Genomic DNA, 16,368 nt, shown 5'->3' on the forward strand with positions numbered 1-16,368 from the left:
GCCGCGCCGCGTCGCCGCACCCGCAAGGTCGCCGCGCCCGCCGAGGCCGTGGTCGAGGAGGCCGCCGCCGAAGAGGCTCCGACCGCACCCCGACGCCGCACCCGCAAGACCGCCGCAGCCGTCGTCGAGGCAACCGACAGCGCCGCCGAGGCCACCCTCGACACCGTCGCGGAGACGAAGCCGCGCCGTCGCACCACCCGTAAGGCGGTGGCCACGGCCGAGGGCGCGGTTCCGGCCCAGCCGACGGAGGAGCAGGCCACGAAGCCGCGTCGTACGCGTAAGGCTGCGGTTCCGGCTGTCGTCGAGGCGGCGGCCGAGGCTCCGGCGCCGCGTCGTCGCGCTCGGAAGGCTGCGGCTGCCGTGGAGCCCACGGAGGGCTGAGCCGAACAGCCGAGTGAAGGTCCGGTCCCTTTTCGGGGCCGGGCCTTCGGCGTTCCAAGGGGTTTTTCGCCCCCGCCGCCTCCACCCGCCCCTACCCGCTCCACCCTCCAACCTCCAACCTCCAAGGGCTGTGCCCCTTCGTCCCTCGGCGTCTGGTGACCCGGGGAGGACTGTGATCGGGCGGGTGCAGGTCGTGTGTGGTTGATCGCGCGGTTCCCCGCGCCCCCGAGAACCGTGAGCGCACCCCAGGCTGTCGACCAGCCCCCGCCCACTCGCACCCGCACCCGCACCCGACGGCCGACTCTCGGGGTCGCAGGGGCGGCGCGACCTTCGGGATCGTGAGCCGGTTACCCTCCCCCCATGAGCCGTCCCCCGACCTTCACCCCGCCCGCCGGTGCCAGGGCCCACCTTCTGCGTACCCCTCGTGGGGAGTTCGCCGTGATCGAGGCGGGGGCGGCGGTGAAGGGGACCGTGTTGCTCGTGCCGGGGTTCACCGGGAGCAAGGAGGACTTCATCGCGCTGCATCAGCCGTTGGCTGAGGCCGGATACCGGTCGGTGGCGGTGGACGGACGCGGGCAGCACGAGAGCCCGGGGGCCGAGCACGACGAAGCGCCGTACGCGCAGGCGGAGTTGGCGAAGGACCTGCTCGCCCAGGCGGAGGCCGTGGGCGACGGCACCCCCCTGCACCTCGTCGGCCACTCCCTCGGCGGCCAGATCTCCCGCGCCGCCCTGCTGCTGGACGCCTCCCCGTTCGCCTCGCTCACCCTCATGGCTTCCGGCCCCGCCCGGATCTCGGGCGGCCAGCAGCAGCGCGTGAAGCTGTTGCGGGACGCCCTGGCCGTGATGGACATGGAGCAGGTGTGGGACGCCATCCAGGCGATGGAGGCGCCGGAACCGGAGGAGACCGAGACGGGTGCCCTCGACGAGGGGTTGGACGACCGCGCCGACCTGCGCCGTCGCTGGCTCGCCACCAGCCCCGCCCAGCTCATCGCCACGGGCCGCCAGCTCTGCGAGGAACCCGACCTCGTCGCCGAACTCGCCGCCGTGGACCTGCCCAAGCACGTCCTGTCCGGCGAACGCGACGACACCTGGCCGATTCCGCTCCTCGACGACATGGCCGTGCGCCTGCACGCCCACCGCACCGTCATCCGTGACGCCGAACACTCGCCGAACACCGATCAGCCGACGGCGACGGCGGACGCCCTCATCGGCTTCTGGGACCGGATCGCCACCGGCTGACCGACATCAGGACCCCTGATCGCCTCGGTGTGGCCAGAACCGCGCCCGCAGGTGCTCCGAGTACCGCGCCCGCAGGTGCTCCTAGTACTGCGCCCGCAGGTGCTCCCAGAAGCCGTCCCGCAGCGCCCGCCTCAGGTCGGCCTGCCCCCGCAGCGAGTACTGGAGCAGCCCCTCCGCCTCGACGAGCAGGTCCTGGTCGACGGAGCCGGGAAGGTACGGGTGGCTGTGCAGAAGCTCCTGCAGGGGCTCCCGGCCGCGGGAGGCCAGCCACTTCGCGGCGATCTGGGCGCCGACGAAGCGGACGTCCTCACGGGGCGGGCGAGGGCCGGTGGGGGTCTCGTAGGTGGCGGTCGCCCGCCGTGACACGTACGGCTTGAAGAAGTCGAGGTCGAAGGTCCGCTGACTGTCGACCTCCCAGAGCAGCGGATCGGCCTGGTTGCGGCCCTCGGGAGCCTCGATGCCCCACAGGTGGACCCGCGCCCCGTATCCCTGCGCTGCCTCGACCGCCGACACCAGGTCCTCGTCGCCGCCGATGAGGGCCGCGTCGCTGATCGCGCGGTGCCGGGCCAGTGACTCCAGGTCGGTGCGGATGAGGGAGTCGACGCCCTTCTGCTGGTTGTTGGCGTTGAGGTTGCCGAGTCGCACCTTCACGTCCGGCAGTTCGGCGATCGACTGCTGTTCCGCCGTATGGATGCGGCGGCGCGCCCCGTCGTACCAGTAGACCCGCAGCAGCCGGCTGTCCGCGAAGATCGTGCGCGCCTTGTCGATCAGTGCGTCGATGAGCCCCTCCGCGTCGAGGTCGAAGGACCGCCGGTCCTCCGTCCCCGCGACGAGCCGCCCCACGGCCGCGTACAGATACCCGGCATCGACGAAGATCGCGTGTGTCGAGGGCGTCTTCGCCACCTCGGCGAGCATGCGGTGAAGCAACTCGTTCGTACGTTCGATGCGGGCGCCGAGCGCCGTGAGGTCGTCGTTCATCACCACCATTGTCCCGGCGGTCACGCTGCGAACACAACCGGTCCCAATCAGTCTTCCCGCCTGCCGGTAGACATACCCCCCACACCACTTACCGGCTAGTAATTAGCTTCTCGAAAATTTTCCTTAGCGTAAGGAATGTTTGTAACATGCATACCGTTGACTCCTTATGGAACACGGGCACCGATGACCCGCGAACCAACACCAGTAGTTCTCCTCAGGAGGATGACCAGACGAAGGGAGAAGCCCTTGCGCTTCGAAATCCTGCGACTCGACGATGTCAGCGGCACGCCCGTGGACAGCACCGTCGTGGAAGCCGCCTCCGTCAACCGGATCGTGCAGCAGGCGGCCGCCATCGGGCAGCGCCTCTGGATCCGCCCGGCCGACGTGACCGCCTCGTAGCACGCGGATCCGTTCACACTTCAGAGCCCCGTACGGCATCGATGCCGTGCGGGGCTTTGCAACACCTGGACTAGGCGTGGACTAGGCGGCCTGTACGACCTGGGTGACGCCGTTGATGATCTGCTGCACGGCGATCGCGGAGAGCATCATGCCCGCGAGCCGGGTCACCAGCACCACACCGCCGTCCTTGATGACCCGGATGATCAGCAGCGAGTACCGCATCGTCAGCCACAGCACGACGTGGATCGCCAGGATGGCGCCCCACACGGACACCTGACCGGCCACGCCGTCCGCCTTCTGCACGGCCAGGATCACCGACACGATCGCGCCGGGACCGGCCAGCAGCGGCATTCCCAGCGGGACGAGTGCGACGTTCACGTCCTTCGTCTGCGTCGGCTCGTCCGTCTTGCCGGTCAGCAGATCGAGCGCGATCAGCAGAAGCAGCAGCCCGCCCGCGATCATCAGCGCCGGCACGGACACATGCAGGTAGTCCAGGATCTGGTGCCCGAGCAGTCCGAAGATCGTGATCACACCCCCGGCCACGCAGACGGCCTGGAAGGCCATCCGCTTCTGCGTCCGAGCGGGCCGCCCGGCGGTGAGTCCGAGAAAGATCGGGGTGATCCCGGGGGGATCCATGATCACGAAGAGGGTGAGGAAGAGGGAACCGAAAACGGCAAGATCGAACACAGGGTGCCTTGCGGGAGTGAAGAACGGAGGAAAGAGGGCAGCCCAGTGTGATGGCCGGTAACCACTGTGGGCAATCGTTCCGCAGGGCGGAACTTTGCGGGCACGGCCGGCAGCAGCCGGGTGCCGTGCGACGCGGACGAACGGGACGAGCTAGCGCACTCCGCCGGCTCCCGGGACGGGGAACGCCCCGGTGGCCCGGCGGGTGATCTCCCCGTACACCTCGGGGTCGGTCGTGTATTCACCGAGCAGGCAGGTCTTGCGGCTGCCGTGGTAGTCCGAGGACCCGGTGGCGAGCAGCCCCAGCTCCTTCGCCAGGCCGCGCAGCCGTGCCCGGGTCGCCGTGTCGTGCTCCATGTGGTCGACCTCGATGCCGTCGAGCCCCGCGGCGGCCAGCTCGGCGATGGCGGATTCCGGTAGGGTCCGGCCGCGCTTGACGGCGGCGGGATGGGCGAGGACGGCGACGCCGCCGGCCCCCTTGATCAGCCGGATCGCCTCGAACGGGTCGCTCTCGTGCTTCTCGACGTGGGCGCGGCCGCCGTCGGCGAGCCACTGCTCGGTGAAGGCGTCGCTCACGGTCGGTACGACGCCGAGTTCGACGAGGGCGGTGGCCACGTGCGGGCGCCCCACGGAACCGCCGGCGGCGATCCGCGCGACCTGCTCCCAGCTGACCGGCACGCCGAGTTCGTTCAGCTTGGCGATCATCCCGCGGGCCCGCGGCACCCGGTCGTCGCGGACCAGCTCGCGCTCGGCGAACAGCTCGGACTCCTCGGGGTCGAACAGGTAGGCCAGCATGTGCAGGCCGACCCCGTCGAGGCGGCACGACAGCTCGGCGCCGGTGACCAGGGTGAGCCCCTCCGGCAGCGCGGCGATCGCCTCGGCGTGCCCACGCGTCGTGTCGTGGTCGGTCAGCGCGACGACGTCCAGCCCGGCCGCCCCCGCCTTGCGCACCAGCTCCGCCGGAGTGTCCGTACCGTCGGAGGCCGTGGAGTGGCAGTGCAGATCGATACGCACGACTCGGACTCCAGGCGCAGACGAAACGGAAGCGGACGGTCAAGGATAGCGCCCTTCCGAATCACTCTTGTCACACCCGAAACCCGGCGGCACCCCCTACACAGGCAGCGCCTCACGGCCCGGGATGCCCGGTCGCGTCGGCGACCGTCTGCCGATGGAGGCCGGTCCGCGCGGCACCCCGCCCCGGGGGCTCCCAGCCGGCCACCCGGGTGCCTCAAGGCTCAGGACTCATGGTTCATGGTTCATGGTTCATGGTTCATGGTTCATGGTTCAAGGATCCGGGGCGAGAGCGCCCCGCACGGCAGCAGCTCCACCTCCGCGCCCGCGTCCCGCAGGTCCGTCAGTACCAGTTCGTCGTACATCAGCAGCCCCGTCTGCTCGGGCCACACGATGGCCCACAGCCACAGCCCCAGCGCCTCCCCCGCGAAGACCGCACGGTCGTCCGGCGTACCGGTGACATGCCACAGCGGCGTCGGCCGACCCGCGGCGAGCACCTTCGCCTGAGGCGGTTTCTCGACGCTCAGGTACGGCCCGGGGTCGGGACCGTCGATGCCGGCGTACCGCGCACCGAGGCCGACGCCGAGCTCCTCCGCGATGAGGACGAGTTCTCCGACGCCCCCGAGCGGGCCGGGACCGGAACAGGCGACGGCCGTGGCCCGTCCGCCGCTGCGGTCGTCCCCGGCGAAGGCGGCACCCGTGAACAGCCAGCCCACGGGCAGCGGCCATGGCATCCAGACCGGCACCTTGGCACGGTGCACCACGACACTGAGGGCCTCGACGCTGGGCGGGATCACGGGCTGCAGCGGGTGCACCGGCCCGTGCACGGCGCACTGCCAGGAGTCGGCAAAGAGGCCGGGAGCCCTGACCCGGCCACCACACTTCGGGCAACTGGGTTCGCCCCTCATAGGGCCCAACGGTCCTCCCCGTACTTGCTCGCGTCAAGGACGATCACCCGTCCGGCGTGTGCGCGTCACATTCCGCGCACGGACGCCGGCCTGCGGACAGTGGTCGGCCCGTCGGACCGACCACCGGAATCAACTACCCACACAGCCAAGGGAAGCGGCGATTTTCGGCCAGCCGTCGAGCGCGCTCCGGTCACGCGTGGCGTGCCGTCCGTCACACGGGGAAGTCACGCCGGGTGGCCGGTCAGTCCAGAGGGACGGACCTGCGGGCCGGGTCGCGGAGGTCCGTCCCGTGGGTGAGCCAGCGCTCCTGGAGGGCCTGGGCGCCGTGCACCCGCTTCCAGGCGGCCTCGTTGGCGGTCATCGGCAGGAGGGGCAGGAACCGTACGGGGTCGGCGGGGGCGTCGAGTTCGAGGTCCTCGACCAGGCCGCCGGACTCGGCGACGAGGACGGAGGTGAAGGGGGCGCCCGGCCAGAGCGGACCGCCCACGTCGAGGGATGCGCCGGGGGCCACGATCACGCCCTCGACCTGCGGCGACGCGGCGAGCACGGCGAGCGGGCGGAGCACCTTGTCGGTGTCGGCGACGCCGTGCCGCACGGACAGGACCAGCTCGGCGCGAGGGCCCTTGACGGGGTCGGCGAGGACCGCGGTGGGGTCGGCCATCGGCTGGGCGGCCATGCCGAGCGTGGCGTAACGGACCACGTCGCCGTCGGCGAAACGGAGCACCTCGATGCGGTCCGTGCCGAGGAAGGTGACCGCGGCGCGCGCGTCCGGTTCGCCCAGCGCGGTGCGCAAACGGGCCTCCACCAACGGAAGAACATCAGCCATGAGCCGAGCATAGAACTCGTCAGGAACCGGCAAACAGGCGCCTTGACACCACGGCCGACTGTTACTCTGGGCCGCCGGTCGGGACAGCATGCGGGCAGCACGCAGAAGCGTCTTTCTCAAGCCCTCGCGTCCCGCACCGAAAAGACTGACTCCCCTACGGGGAACCCCGAACGGGGTATGGAACGTCCCTTACGGGGGACCGGCCGGAGGAGGTGGGGCTGCGATGGACCGAAGTCGATCGTGCAGTACGACCCGCTCTTCCGCTCACCGAGTTCCGTAGTTCTCGCCGTAGCCGTATCTCTGGCTCCGCCGGCTATCACCTCTCATCGCGCCCTGCCGCTCGTCGGTCGTCGCGCATCGGAAGAGCACTTCTTTCCCGTCTTGATCTGAATCGCCGATCAGAAGTCACCGGCTCTCACCGGTCGGACGTCGCCTGATCTGAATCAAGCGAAGCTGTCACCGCGACGGTGCGGTGCTCCCCGCTTTGTGGACGTGCCAAACATCCGAAGTCAAAACGTCCCCATTCCGGGTAGTTCCAACCGTCGTCGGCGGCCTTTCGTTGCGAAGGAGCCTGCTCATGTCGATGATCCACAACCTGCGCGCCGCGGTCCGCCCGGCCCGGCCCTCGCGTCTGTCGCTGCGCAAGGACGGCGGCGTGTACGACGCCACGCGTCCGGCGGAGGCGGCGACGGCCGTCGTGGACTGTGCCGTCTACCGCGACGGGGCGCGTGTCGCCTTCGAGCGCAACCTGACCCCGCACGAGGCGATCCGTCAGGTGCGCCGCGACGGCGGCTTCGTCTGGATCGGCCTGCACGAGCCGTCCGAGGCCGAATTCTCCGGTATCGCCGCCGAGTTCGGGCTGCACCCGCTCGCCGTGGAGGACGCGGTGCACGCGCACCAGCGACCGAAGCTGGAGCGCTACGACGACACCCTGTTCACCGTCTTCAAGACGATCCACTACGTCGAGCACGACGAACTCACCGCCACCAGCGAGGTCGTCGAGTCCGGTGAGGTCATGTGCTTCACCGGGCGGGACTTCTTCATCACCGTGCGGCACGGCGGACAGGGGTCGCTGCGGGCACTGCGTCACCGGCTGCAGGACGACCCGGAGTTGCTCGGCAAGGGTCCCTCGGCCGTGCTCCACGCCATCGCCGACCACGTCGTCGACGGGTACGTGGCGGTCGCGGACGCCGTGCAGGACGACATCGACGAGGTGGAGACCGAGGTCTTCTCCCCCGGGCGCAAGGGCACACCCCGGGGCACCGACGCCGGCCGGATCTACCAACTCAAGCGCGAGGTCATGGAGTTCAAGCGTGCGGTGCTGCCGCTGGTGCGACCCATGCAGCTGCTGAGCGAGCGGCCGATGCGGCTGATCGACCCGGACATCCAGAAGTACTTCCGTGATGTGGCCGACCACCTCGCCCGCGTCCAGGAGCAGGTCGTCGGCTTCGACGAGCTCCTCAACTCGATCCTCCAGGCGAATCTGGCGCAGGCCTCCGTGGCGCAGAACGAGGACATGCGCAAGATCACGTCGTGGGCGGCCATCATCGCCGTACCGACGATGGTGTGCGGCGTCTACGGCATGAACTTCGACTACATGCCGGAGACGCACTGGAAGTTCGGCTACCCGGTGGTCCTCGGCGTCACGGTCGCGCTCTGTCTCGGCATCCACCGCACGCTGAAGCGCAACGGGTGGCTGTAGGTCGGCGGAGCCGGGAGCGGGGCAGCGGGGCGGGTGCGGCGGCCTTCGAGGGGGCACGGTCGGTTCGAGGAGGCACGGTTAGGCTGCCTCCATGACCGCCGACCCGTTGACCGCCGAAGCGCCGACCGCCGACGCGCTGCTCGATCAGGCCCTCGTCGAGGAGGCCACCAAGAAGTCCGGACTCGTCTGGGTGCGTGGGCCGGGTGGGTCGTCGCGCGCGCTGTGGCACGTCTGGCACGAGGGCGCGGCGTGTGTGGTCGGTGACGGAGCCGGTGAGCAGCCCTTGCCGGGGCTGGTCGACGGGGGCTCGGCCGTGGTGACCGTCCGCAGCAAGGACAAGGGTGGGCGGCTGGTCGGCTGGGCCGCGAACGTCGTCGAACTGGTCCCCGGCTCCCCCGGGTGGGAGGCCGCCGTGGCCGAACTCAAGGGCAAGCGCCTCAACGCCCCCGACGGCGAGGCGATGCCGGGCCGCTGGGCCCGCGAGTGCCGGGTGCTCCGCCTGGAGCCGACGGGGTCGATCCTGCCGCTGCCGGACGGCGACCTGGCCGAGGCCCCGCTCCCTACGCCCGCGACGACCCGTCAGCCGATTCCGGCTGCGGTACCACGCCTGCTCTTCGGCCGCCGCAAGCGCAAGCAGCAGGACCCGGTCTGATCCGGGTCGGCTTCGTGTCGCCGGCCGGGAGCGGACTGCTGGTTCACCGGCCCGGCCTGCCCGCCACCGCCGAAGTCCACCGTCGCGGCTGATCACCGTCGCGGGGGGGGAAGGGATGAGTCCTGACGGAGTGTGTCGATGGGGGAGTGCGCTCGGCTGCCGCAGGAAGCGGGCAGCTGAACGGCGCGTTCGGTCGGGCGTGGGCGGTGTACCGGCGGAGCAACGCGGTCGGGTGACGCAGGCCGTGGACCGCCGCAGCAACACGGGCGACCGACGCACGCCGCAAACCCCCGCACTGGATCTGCCCCGGCGTGGCACGGGCCGCGGGTGGCGCTCGCCGCCTCTCGTGCACCGGCGCCGCCGGACTCCCGGCCCGTGCTGTTCCCCCGTTACGACGTCGGCAGTTGCCGGCCGTAGTCGACGACCGACTTGTCGTCCGGCTCCTCGAGGGCGAAGTCCTTGCCCCAGTCGGTGAGGAGGATGGTGCCGGCGTCGCCGGCGCGGACGAGGCGGAGGGGATAGGGGGTGCCCTCCAGGGAGACGTCGAGGGTGCCGCCGGAGCCCTTGTCGCCGGTGATGCGGATGGTGCGGGTGCCGGACTGCTCGTGGTGGCCGTCCGTGGACAGCGAGCCGTGCAGGGTGAGCAGGCTGTTGAGGAGGACGTCCTTGTCGGTGAAGCCGCTGAAGCGCTTGTAGGCGGGGTCTCCGGTCGGCACCTTCACGTACATGCCGTCCAGCTTGTCCGCCGCGGCCGTCTCCGACTCGTCGTGGTCCCCGCCGCTCTTCCCGGAGTCCTGGTGGTCCCAGAAGTCCTTGTCGGCCTTGAGGAAGAGGTGCTCACCGACCTTCAGCAGCCGGAAGGTGGACCCCTCGGACGTCACCGAACCGGTGCCGCCGTCCCCCTTCAGGCGCATGTCCAGCTTGTAGGTCCTGCCATTGCTCACCACAGCCCCGGACAGTCGGACCGTGTCCGCAGCCGTGGCGGCCGCCCTGGTCCTGCTCTGGATCTTCGCGGGTTCCAGCTTGCCGACCCCGTTCGTGCCCTCGTCGGGATCCTCACTGCATCCGGTGAGCCCCAGCCCGCTGACCACGAGGGTGCAGACGGCGCTCACCAGTGCGGCCCTTCGGGTACGGGGAATCACAGTCACAGGCGATGCACCTCTTCGTGGGGAGTCCAGGCGTACCGCAGAGTACCGGGGCTCCCGGCACACCACGGAGCCAGTCCGTCCGCACCGCTCACCAGGGCATATCCGATCGGGACGGGCTAGCCTGAAGCCGTCCTCGGCGGACAATCCCCTCTCGACGGGAAGGAAAGGGGCGGCTCATGGCGGCGGTGGCGCCCCGGATCTTCGTCTCCCACCTCTCCGGCGTCGCCGTCTTCGACCCGAACGGCGACCAGGTGGGCCGCGTCCGCGACCTCGTGGCCATCCTGCGGGTGGGCCGGAAACCCCCGCGCCTGCTCGGTCTGGTCGTCGAACTGTCCACCCGCCGCCGGATCTTCCTGCCCATGACCCGGATCACCGGCGTCGAGTCCGGCCAGGTCATCACCACCGGCGTCGTGAACGTGCGCCGGTTCGAGCAGCGCCCCACCGAGCGCCTCGTCATCGGGGAACTGCTGGACCGCCGGGTACAGCTCGTGGAGACGGGTGAGGAGGTGACGGTCCTCGACGTCTCGGTGCAGCAGTTGCCGGCCCGCCGGGACTGGGAGATCGACCGGGTGTTCGTCCGCAAGGGCAAGGGCGGGGCGTTCCGGCGGCACAAGGGCGAGACGCTGACCGTGGAGTGGTCGGCGGTCACCGGGTTCTCGCTGGAGGAGCACGGGCAGGGCGCCGAGAACCTCCTCGCGACCTTCGAGCAGCTCCGCCCGGCCGACCTCGCCAACGTGCTGCACCACCTCTCCCCCAAGCGCCGGGCGGAGGTGGCCGCCGCCCTCGACGACGACCGGCTCGCCGACGTCCTGGAGGAGCTGCCCGAGGACGACCAGATCGAGATCCTCGGCAAGCTCAAGGAGGAGCGGGCCGCCGACGTCCTGGAGGCCATGGACCCGGACGACGCCGCCGACCTCCTCGCCGAACTCCCGGAGGAGGAGCAGGAGCGGCTACTGACGCTGATGCAGCCGGACGACGCGGCGGACGTACGGCGGCTCATGGCGTACGAGGAGAAGACGGCCGGCGGCCTGATGACCACCGAGCCGATCGTGCTGCGCCCGGACGCGACCGTCGCCGACGCGCTCGCCCGGGTCCGCAACCCCGACCTGTCCCCCGCGCTGGCCGCCCAGGTGTACGTGTGCCGGCCGCCGGACGAGACCCCGACCGGCAAGTACCTGGGCACGGTCCACTTCCAGCGGCTGCTGCGGGACCCGCCGTACACCCTGGTCAGCGCGATCCTCGACGACGGTCTCCAGCCGCTGGACCCGGAGGCCGCGCTGCGCGCCGTCGCCGGGTTCTTCGCGACGTACGACATGGTCGCGGCGCCCGTGGTCGACGAGAGCGGCTCGCTGCTCGGCGCGGTGACCGTGGACGACGTACTGGACCACATGCTGCCCGAGGACTGGCGGGAGACGGAGTTCCATCTGCACGAGGACGAGGACGACGACGTCGCCGAGGACGAGGGGGCGGCCGGTGGTTCCTGAACGGGACGGACGCGAAGGGCGGGACGGGCGGCTGGGAGGGCGGCACGCGGGGCGTGAGCGGGCGCACTCCGGTGCGGGCGCACGCGAGCGCACATCGACCTCCGGGGCGCCCCAGCGGGAGCGCACGCCCTCCGGGGCCACCGCCCGCCCGCGTACGCGTCTCGACCTGCCACTGCCGCGCCGGGCCAGGTTCCTGCCCGAGTGGGACCCGGAGGCCTTCGGACGGCTCTCGGAGCGGATCGCGCGGTTCCTGGGCACCGGCACGTTCCTCGTCTGGATGACCGTCGCCATCATCCTCTGGGTGGTCTGGAACGTCTCCGCCCCGCGTGACCTGCGCTTCGACAACTACCCCTTCATCTTCCTGACGCTGATGCTCTCGCTGCAGGCCTCGTACGCCGCCCCGCTGATCCTCCTGGCGCAGAACCGTCAGGACGATCGCGACCGGGTCAACCTCGAACAGGACCGCAAGCAGAACGAGCGTTCGATCGCCGACACCGAGTACCTGACCAGGGAGATCGCCGCGCTGCGCATCGGCCTCGGTGAGGTCGCCACCCGCGACTGGCTGCGCTCCGAGCTCCATGACCTGGTCAGGGAACTGCACGAGCACGACGGTGACGGGCCGCGCGGGACGCGGACCGTATTCCCGGCGGATCATCTGCACGGACGTGACATGGGCGACCGCTGACGGGGCTCCCAGGGGCCCGGCGGGTCGCCGTACCATCGTCCTCATGGCTACGGAAGACGCGGTGCGTGAAGCACTGTCGACGGTGAACGACCCCGAGATCAACCGTCCCATCACCGAACTCGGGATGGTCAAGTCGGTGGAGATCGGTGCGGACGGAGCGGTCGCGGTCGCCGTGTACCTGACGGTCTCCGGCTGCCCCATGCGCGACACGATCACCCAGCGGGTGACCGAGGCGGTCTCGCGGGTCGAGGGCGTCACCCACGTCGACGTCGAGCTCGACGTCATGAGCGACGAGCAGCGCAAGGAGCTGGCGACCGCGCTGCGCGGGGGCCAGACCGAGCGCGAGGTCCCGTTCGCGAAGCCGGGCTCCCTCACGCGCGTGTACGCCGTCGCCTCCGGAAAGGGCGGCGTCGGCAAGTCCTCGGTGACGGTGAACCTCGCGGCGGCGATGGCGGCCGACGGCCTCAAGGTGGGCGTGGTCGACGCGGACATCTACGGCCACTCCGTGCCCCGCATGCTGGGCGCCGACGGCCGTCCCACCCAGGTCGAGAACATGATCATGCCGCCGTCCGCGCACGGCGTGAAGGTCATCTCGATCGGCATGTTCACCCCGGGTAACGCCCCCGTGGTCTGGCGCGGCCCGATGCTCCACCGCGCCCTCCAGCAGTTCCTCGCGGACGTCTACTGGGGCGACCTGGACGTCCTGCTCCTCGACCTCCCGCCGGGCACGGGCGACATCGCCATCTCGGTGGCCCAGCTGGTCCCGAACGCCGAGATCCTCGTCGTGACGACGCCTCAGCAGGCGGCGGCCGAGGTGGCCGAGCGCGCCGGCTCCATCGCCGTGCAGACCCACCAGAAGATCGTCGGCGTCGTCGAGAACATGGCGGGCCTCCCCTGCCCGCACTGCGACGAGATGGTCGACGTGTTCGGCACCGGCGGCGGCCAGAGCGTCGCCGACGGCCTCACCCGCACCACCGGCGCCACCGTCCCGGTCCTCGGCAGCATCCCGATCGACGTCCGCCTCCGCGAGGGCGGCGACGAGGGCCGCCCCGTCGTCCTCTCCGACCCCGACTCCCCCGCCGGCTCCGCCCTCCGAGCCATCGCAGGCAAGCTGGGCGGCCGCCAGAGGGGCCTGTCGGGCATGAGCCTGGGAATCACCCCGCGGAACAAGTTCTAGGGCCGTTCCAGGGCGGCCAAGCGGCTGAGGGCGCCTTGGCCGCCAAGGGGCGCGGGGAGACCTCGCGAACAGCCACGACGTGCCCGTGGCCCCGAACCACCCGAGCCCCTACGGCGACGAAGGGCACCGCAGCACGACACGGCGGTGCCCTTCGGGCTATGCGTACGCCTCGATGTCCTTGATCACGGCGAAGCCGAGACCGTACGCGCTCATCCCTCGCCCGTAGGCCCCCACGTGGACCCCCTGCGAGGTCGACCCCGCAAGCACCCACCCGAACTCGGACTCGCGGTAGTGGAACGGCGTCGGCACCCCGTCCACCGGCAGGGACAGCGTCGACCAGTCGGACCCGGCCAGGTCGTCCGCCAGGACCCACGCCGTCTCGGTCTGCTGGTCCAGCCAGTCGTCCCGACGGGTGTGGTCCAACTGTCCCGGCCAGGTGAAGGACAGCAGCCCGACCCCGGCGAGCCACGCCGCCGAGGAGACCGACGTGGCCTCCAGCACACCCGTGCCGTCCGCGCTGCGCCGCACGTCGTTCGCCGCGACGGTCACCACGACCGCGAACCGCTCCTTGGCCTCGTCGTCCGCTCCGGCGGTGTACTCGTTGCGCACCGAGGGCTCGTCGCCGTGTCCGATCGAACCGTGCTCCACGGCTCCTTCCGCCGACGTACCGACCTGCATCAGCCAGCGCGGCCCCGTGAAGGCCTCGTCGAGGCCGTACCAAGGGAAGGGCGCCAGCAGGTAGCCATCGACCGTGCGTCGGCCGGAGGGGACCTGTTGTGCGCCCTCCGCGGCCGACGCCTGCGCGCCTACCCGACTCGTCGTCTCCATGCCCGGACGCCTCCTAGTTCTCGACGGACCGGAGCGGCCCGCCCCCCACGGGCGTCGTCGCTCGCTCTCTTACGGTCCGCACAACAACTGGGCAGCATAGCCACAGCACTCCGAGCAGCAGGGAAAGCACCCGGCGCGTAGGACGGCGTACGGGCGGGTTCAGGCTGTACGAGGGTGCGTGACGGTATGAATCGCATCACGTCCGGGGGCTCGGCGCACACGGGCGTACGGCGCGGAAGGCCAGGCAGGAGGCGGTACGGGCCGGTGCGTCGGCGTTCGGCGGCCGGGCCTGCGGCTCAGGTGGCGTCCATGTCGTACGGCGGACGCTCGACCGGCTCGGCCTTCTTGGTCATGTCGATCGTTGCGCCGGACGAGCCCGACGCGGAACCGTCGGAGCCGGAGGCGATGGCGGCGACGGAAGAGGTGGACGAGGACTCCGAGTCGCGGCCGTGGACCGCGTCCGTGAGGTCGGACATCTCCTTCTTCAGGTCGAAGCCGCTGCGGATCTCCTTCAGCCCCAGCTCGTCGTTGTCCAGCTGCTTGCGGAGGAACGTCTTGGGGTTGAGGTCCTCGAACTCGAAGTCCTTGAACTCCGGCCCGAGTTCGCTGCGGATGTCCGCCTTGGCGCTGTCCGAGAACTCGCGGATCTTGCGGATGGTCCGCGTGACGTCCTGGATCACCTTCGGGAGCTTGTCCGGACCGAAGACGAGCACGGCGAGGACGACGAGCGTCACCACCTCGAGCGCACCTATGTCATTGAACACCTGAAGCTCCTTGCGATGTCCTCGGTCCCGATCCGCGGGCCTCGGCAGGTCTTCCGTGGTCCGGGCCGGTTCCACGGTACCCGGCCATCCCTCCGATCCGGTACCGTCAGGCGGCTTCCGACCACGCCCGGACGACGGGTTTTCCCAGCTGTTTGCCTGGCAGGAGGGAGTACGGGCCCCCGCCTGTGAAGTTGCTGTCAGTACGCCCCGCCGTCGCGACCCCATCTGTACGGTCAGTTGCCGCCGGACGAGCCGAGAGTGAGGGTGACCGTCCGCTCCCTGCCGTTCCGCAGAAGGGTGAGCTCCAGGCGGTCGCCGGGCCGGTGGGCGCGGACCTTGACGATCAGTTCGTCACCGGAGTGGACGCGCTGGCCGTCCACCTCGGTGATGACATCGCCCGAGCGGATGCCCGCCCGGTCGGCGGGGCCGCCGGCGGTCACCCCGGACGCGCCCTCGTCGCTCTTCTCTCCGATGCGGGCGCCGTCCCCCGAGTAGTCCATGTCGAGGGTGACGCCGATCACCGGGTGGGTCGCCTTGCCGGTGTTGATCAGCTCCTCGGCGACACGCTTGCCCTGGTTGATGGGTATCGCGAAGCCGAGCCCGATCGACCCGGCCTGCCCGCCGTCCGACTCGGAGCCACTGCCGGCCGAGCGGATGGCACTGTTGATCCCGATCACCCGGCCCTTGCCGTCGAGAAGCGGGCCGCCGGAGTTGCCAGGGTTTATCGGCGCGTCGGTCTGCAACGCGTCCACGTAGGACACGTCGCTCACGTCACCGCTGTCGCCGCCGGCCGTGATGGGCCGCTCCTTGGCGCTGATGATGCCGGAGGTGACGGTGTTGGCCAGGTCGAAGGGCGCGCCGATGGCGACGACCGGGTCACCGACCTGGACCTCTTCCGAGTTGCCCAGGGGCAGCGGCTTGAGTCCGCTGACGCCGGACACCTTGACGACGGCCAGGTCGTATCCGGTGTCCCGGCCGACGACGGTGGCCTTGGCGCTCTCGCCGCCGCTGAACGTCACCGATATGTCGCCGTCCGTGCCGGCGGGGTCGACGACGTGGTTGTTCGTGAGGATGTGACCCCGGTCGTCGAGCACGAACCCGGTACCGGTGCCCTGCGCGCTCGCCCCGCTCACATGCAGGGTCACGACACCGGGCAGCGCGCGGGCCGCGATCCCGGCGACGCTGTCGGGCGCCCGCCCCGTCACTCCGTCACCGGCCTGCGGCAGCTCGACCGCTCCGACTCCGCCGTTCCGCTCCAGGTACGCGCCCACGGCTCCGCCGATACCACCGGCCACGACAGCGATCAGCAAGGCCCCGACCAACAGGACCCGTACCCTGCGCCGACGCCGCCGCGCCACGTCGTCCACGGCGGCCCCGTTCTGCTGCAACGACCCCGACCCGGCCCACGGGTCGTAGTTCTGCCACGGCCCCTGCGGCGCCTGCGGGGCACCTTGGAGCGGCCGGGCGGGATCGGCGTAGGCGGGCGGCGCGGGCGCGTCCGC

General features: G+C 70.8%; 16 protein-coding genes and 1 pseudogene. 8 read left to right on the plus strand and 9 right to left on the minus strand.

Annotated features, from left to right (window positions below):
• Positions 1–381: pseudogene (locus tag AWZ10_RS08270) on the plus strand (DEAD/DEAH box helicase); the annotation flags it as partial.
• Between the two features lie 360 nt (positions 382–741).
• Entirely contained in the window at positions 742–1,620 is an 879-nt protein-coding gene (locus AWZ10_RS08275; protein ID WP_060890773.1) for an alpha/beta fold hydrolase, read from the plus strand.
• An 81-nt stretch (positions 1,621–1,701) separates the two neighbouring features.
• Here AWZ10_RS08275 and AWZ10_RS08280 read toward each other — a convergent pair whose 3' ends face one another.
• Positions 1,702–2,607, minus strand: coding sequence for an NYN domain-containing protein (locus tag AWZ10_RS08280; RefSeq protein ID WP_199845933.1), 906 nt, complete (start codon positions 2,605–2,607; stop codon positions 1,702–1,704).
• Positions 2,608–2,844: 237 nt separating this feature from the next.
• Between AWZ10_RS08280 and AWZ10_RS50030 the strand changes: the two genes are divergently transcribed.
• Entirely contained in the window at positions 2,845–2,997 is a 153-nt protein-coding gene (locus AWZ10_RS50030; protein WP_020113966.1) for a hypothetical protein, read from the plus strand.
• 81 nt (positions 2,998–3,078) lie between these two features.
• Here the strand turns inward: AWZ10_RS50030 and AWZ10_RS08285 are convergent, their stop codons facing one another.
• The 4 genes from AWZ10_RS08285 to AWZ10_RS08300 all read right to left on the minus strand — a co-directional run bounded on the left by AWZ10_RS08285 (position 3,079) and on the right by AWZ10_RS08300 (position 6,426).
• Positions 3,079–3,684: a MarC family protein gene (locus tag AWZ10_RS08285; protein WP_060890774.1), complete on the minus strand. Its 606-nt coding sequence runs from the start codon at positions 3,682–3,684 to the stop codon at positions 3,079–3,081.
• 150 nt (positions 3,685–3,834) lie between these two features.
• The gene (locus AWZ10_RS08290) at positions 3,835–4,695 is read right to left on the minus strand and encodes a PHP domain-containing protein (protein ID WP_046703664.1); all 861 of its coding nucleotides are present in this window, start codon (positions 4,693–4,695) and stop codon (positions 3,835–3,837) included.
• A gap of 263 nt (positions 4,696–4,958) precedes the next feature.
• Positions 4,959–5,600 carry a DUF6758 family protein gene (locus AWZ10_RS08295; protein ID WP_046703663.1) on the minus strand — a complete coding sequence of 214 codons (642 nt, stop codon included), beginning with the start codon at positions 5,598–5,600 and terminating at the stop codon, positions 4,959–4,961.
• A 241-nt stretch (positions 5,601–5,841) separates the two neighbouring features.
• Complete coding sequence (locus AWZ10_RS08300) at positions 5,842–6,426, minus strand: suppressor of fused domain protein (protein ID WP_046703662.1); 585 nt, start codon at positions 6,424–6,426, stop codon at positions 5,842–5,844.
• A 577-nt stretch (positions 6,427–7,003) separates the two neighbouring features.
• Here AWZ10_RS08300 and AWZ10_RS08305 point away from each other — a divergent pair.
• Both AWZ10_RS08305 and AWZ10_RS08310 read left to right on the plus strand, forming a co-directional pair.
• Positions 7,004–8,128, plus strand: a complete 1,125-nt coding sequence (locus tag AWZ10_RS08305; protein WP_037694958.1) for a magnesium and cobalt transport protein CorA — start codon at positions 7,004–7,006, stop codon at positions 8,126–8,128.
• A 91-nt stretch (positions 8,129–8,219) separates the two neighbouring features.
• Positions 8,220–8,780: a hypothetical protein gene (locus tag AWZ10_RS08310; RefSeq protein ID WP_060890775.1), complete on the plus strand. Its 561-nt coding sequence runs from the start codon at positions 8,220–8,222 to the stop codon at positions 8,778–8,780.
• 389 nt (positions 8,781–9,169) lie between these two features.
• Here the strand turns inward: AWZ10_RS08310 and AWZ10_RS08315 are convergent, their stop codons facing one another.
• The gene (locus AWZ10_RS08315; protein WP_046703660.1) at positions 9,170–9,928 is read right to left on the minus strand and encodes a hypothetical protein; all 759 of its coding nucleotides are present in this window, start codon (positions 9,926–9,928) and stop codon (positions 9,170–9,172) included.
• 176 nt (positions 9,929–10,104) lie between these two features.
• On the opposite strand from AWZ10_RS08315, the gene AWZ10_RS08320 reads away from it, so the two are divergent.
• The 3 genes from AWZ10_RS08320 to AWZ10_RS08330 are packed head-to-tail and all read left to right on the plus strand — an operon-like array spanning position 10,105 to position 13,274.
• Positions 10,105–11,412 carry a magnesium transporter MgtE N-terminal domain-containing protein gene (locus AWZ10_RS08320; RefSeq protein ID WP_060890776.1) on the plus strand — a complete coding sequence of 436 codons (1,308 nt, stop codon included), beginning with the start codon at positions 10,105–10,107 and terminating at the stop codon, positions 11,410–11,412.
• Positions 11,402–12,097 (plus strand): DUF1003 domain-containing protein, encoded by a 696-nt coding sequence (locus AWZ10_RS08325; RefSeq protein WP_234361073.1) that lies wholly within the window; start codon positions 11,402–11,404, stop codon positions 12,095–12,097. The genes AWZ10_RS08320 and AWZ10_RS08325 overlap by 11 nt, the downstream gene beginning before the upstream one ends.
• A gap of 43 nt (positions 12,098–12,140) precedes the next feature.
• Entirely contained in the window at positions 12,141–13,274 is a 1,134-nt protein-coding gene (locus AWZ10_RS08330; RefSeq protein WP_046703658.1) for an Mrp/NBP35 family ATP-binding protein, read from the plus strand.
• A gap of 156 nt (positions 13,275–13,430) precedes the next feature.
• Here the strand turns inward: AWZ10_RS08330 and AWZ10_RS08335 are convergent, their stop codons facing one another.
• From AWZ10_RS08335 to AWZ10_RS08345, 3 genes are all read right to left on the minus strand, one after another.
• The gene (locus tag AWZ10_RS08335) at positions 13,431–14,102 is read right to left on the minus strand and encodes a hypothetical protein (RefSeq protein ID WP_046703657.1); all 672 of its coding nucleotides are present in this window, start codon (positions 14,100–14,102) and stop codon (positions 13,431–13,433) included.
• A 296-nt stretch (positions 14,103–14,398) separates the two neighbouring features.
• Positions 14,399–14,866, minus strand: a complete 468-nt coding sequence (locus AWZ10_RS08340) for a sec-independent translocase (RefSeq protein WP_046703656.1) — start codon at positions 14,864–14,866, stop codon at positions 14,399–14,401.
• A gap of 233 nt (positions 14,867–15,099) precedes the next feature.
• Positions 15,100–16,368: S1C family serine protease (locus AWZ10_RS08345; RefSeq protein WP_060890778.1), on the minus strand; the 1,269-nt coding region annotated here is incomplete at its 5' end.

The organism is Streptomyces europaeiscabiei (assembly GCF_001550375.1).
Classification (GTDB): domain Bacteria; phylum Actinomycetota; class Actinomycetes; order Streptomycetales; family Streptomycetaceae; genus Streptomyces; species Streptomyces europaeiscabiei.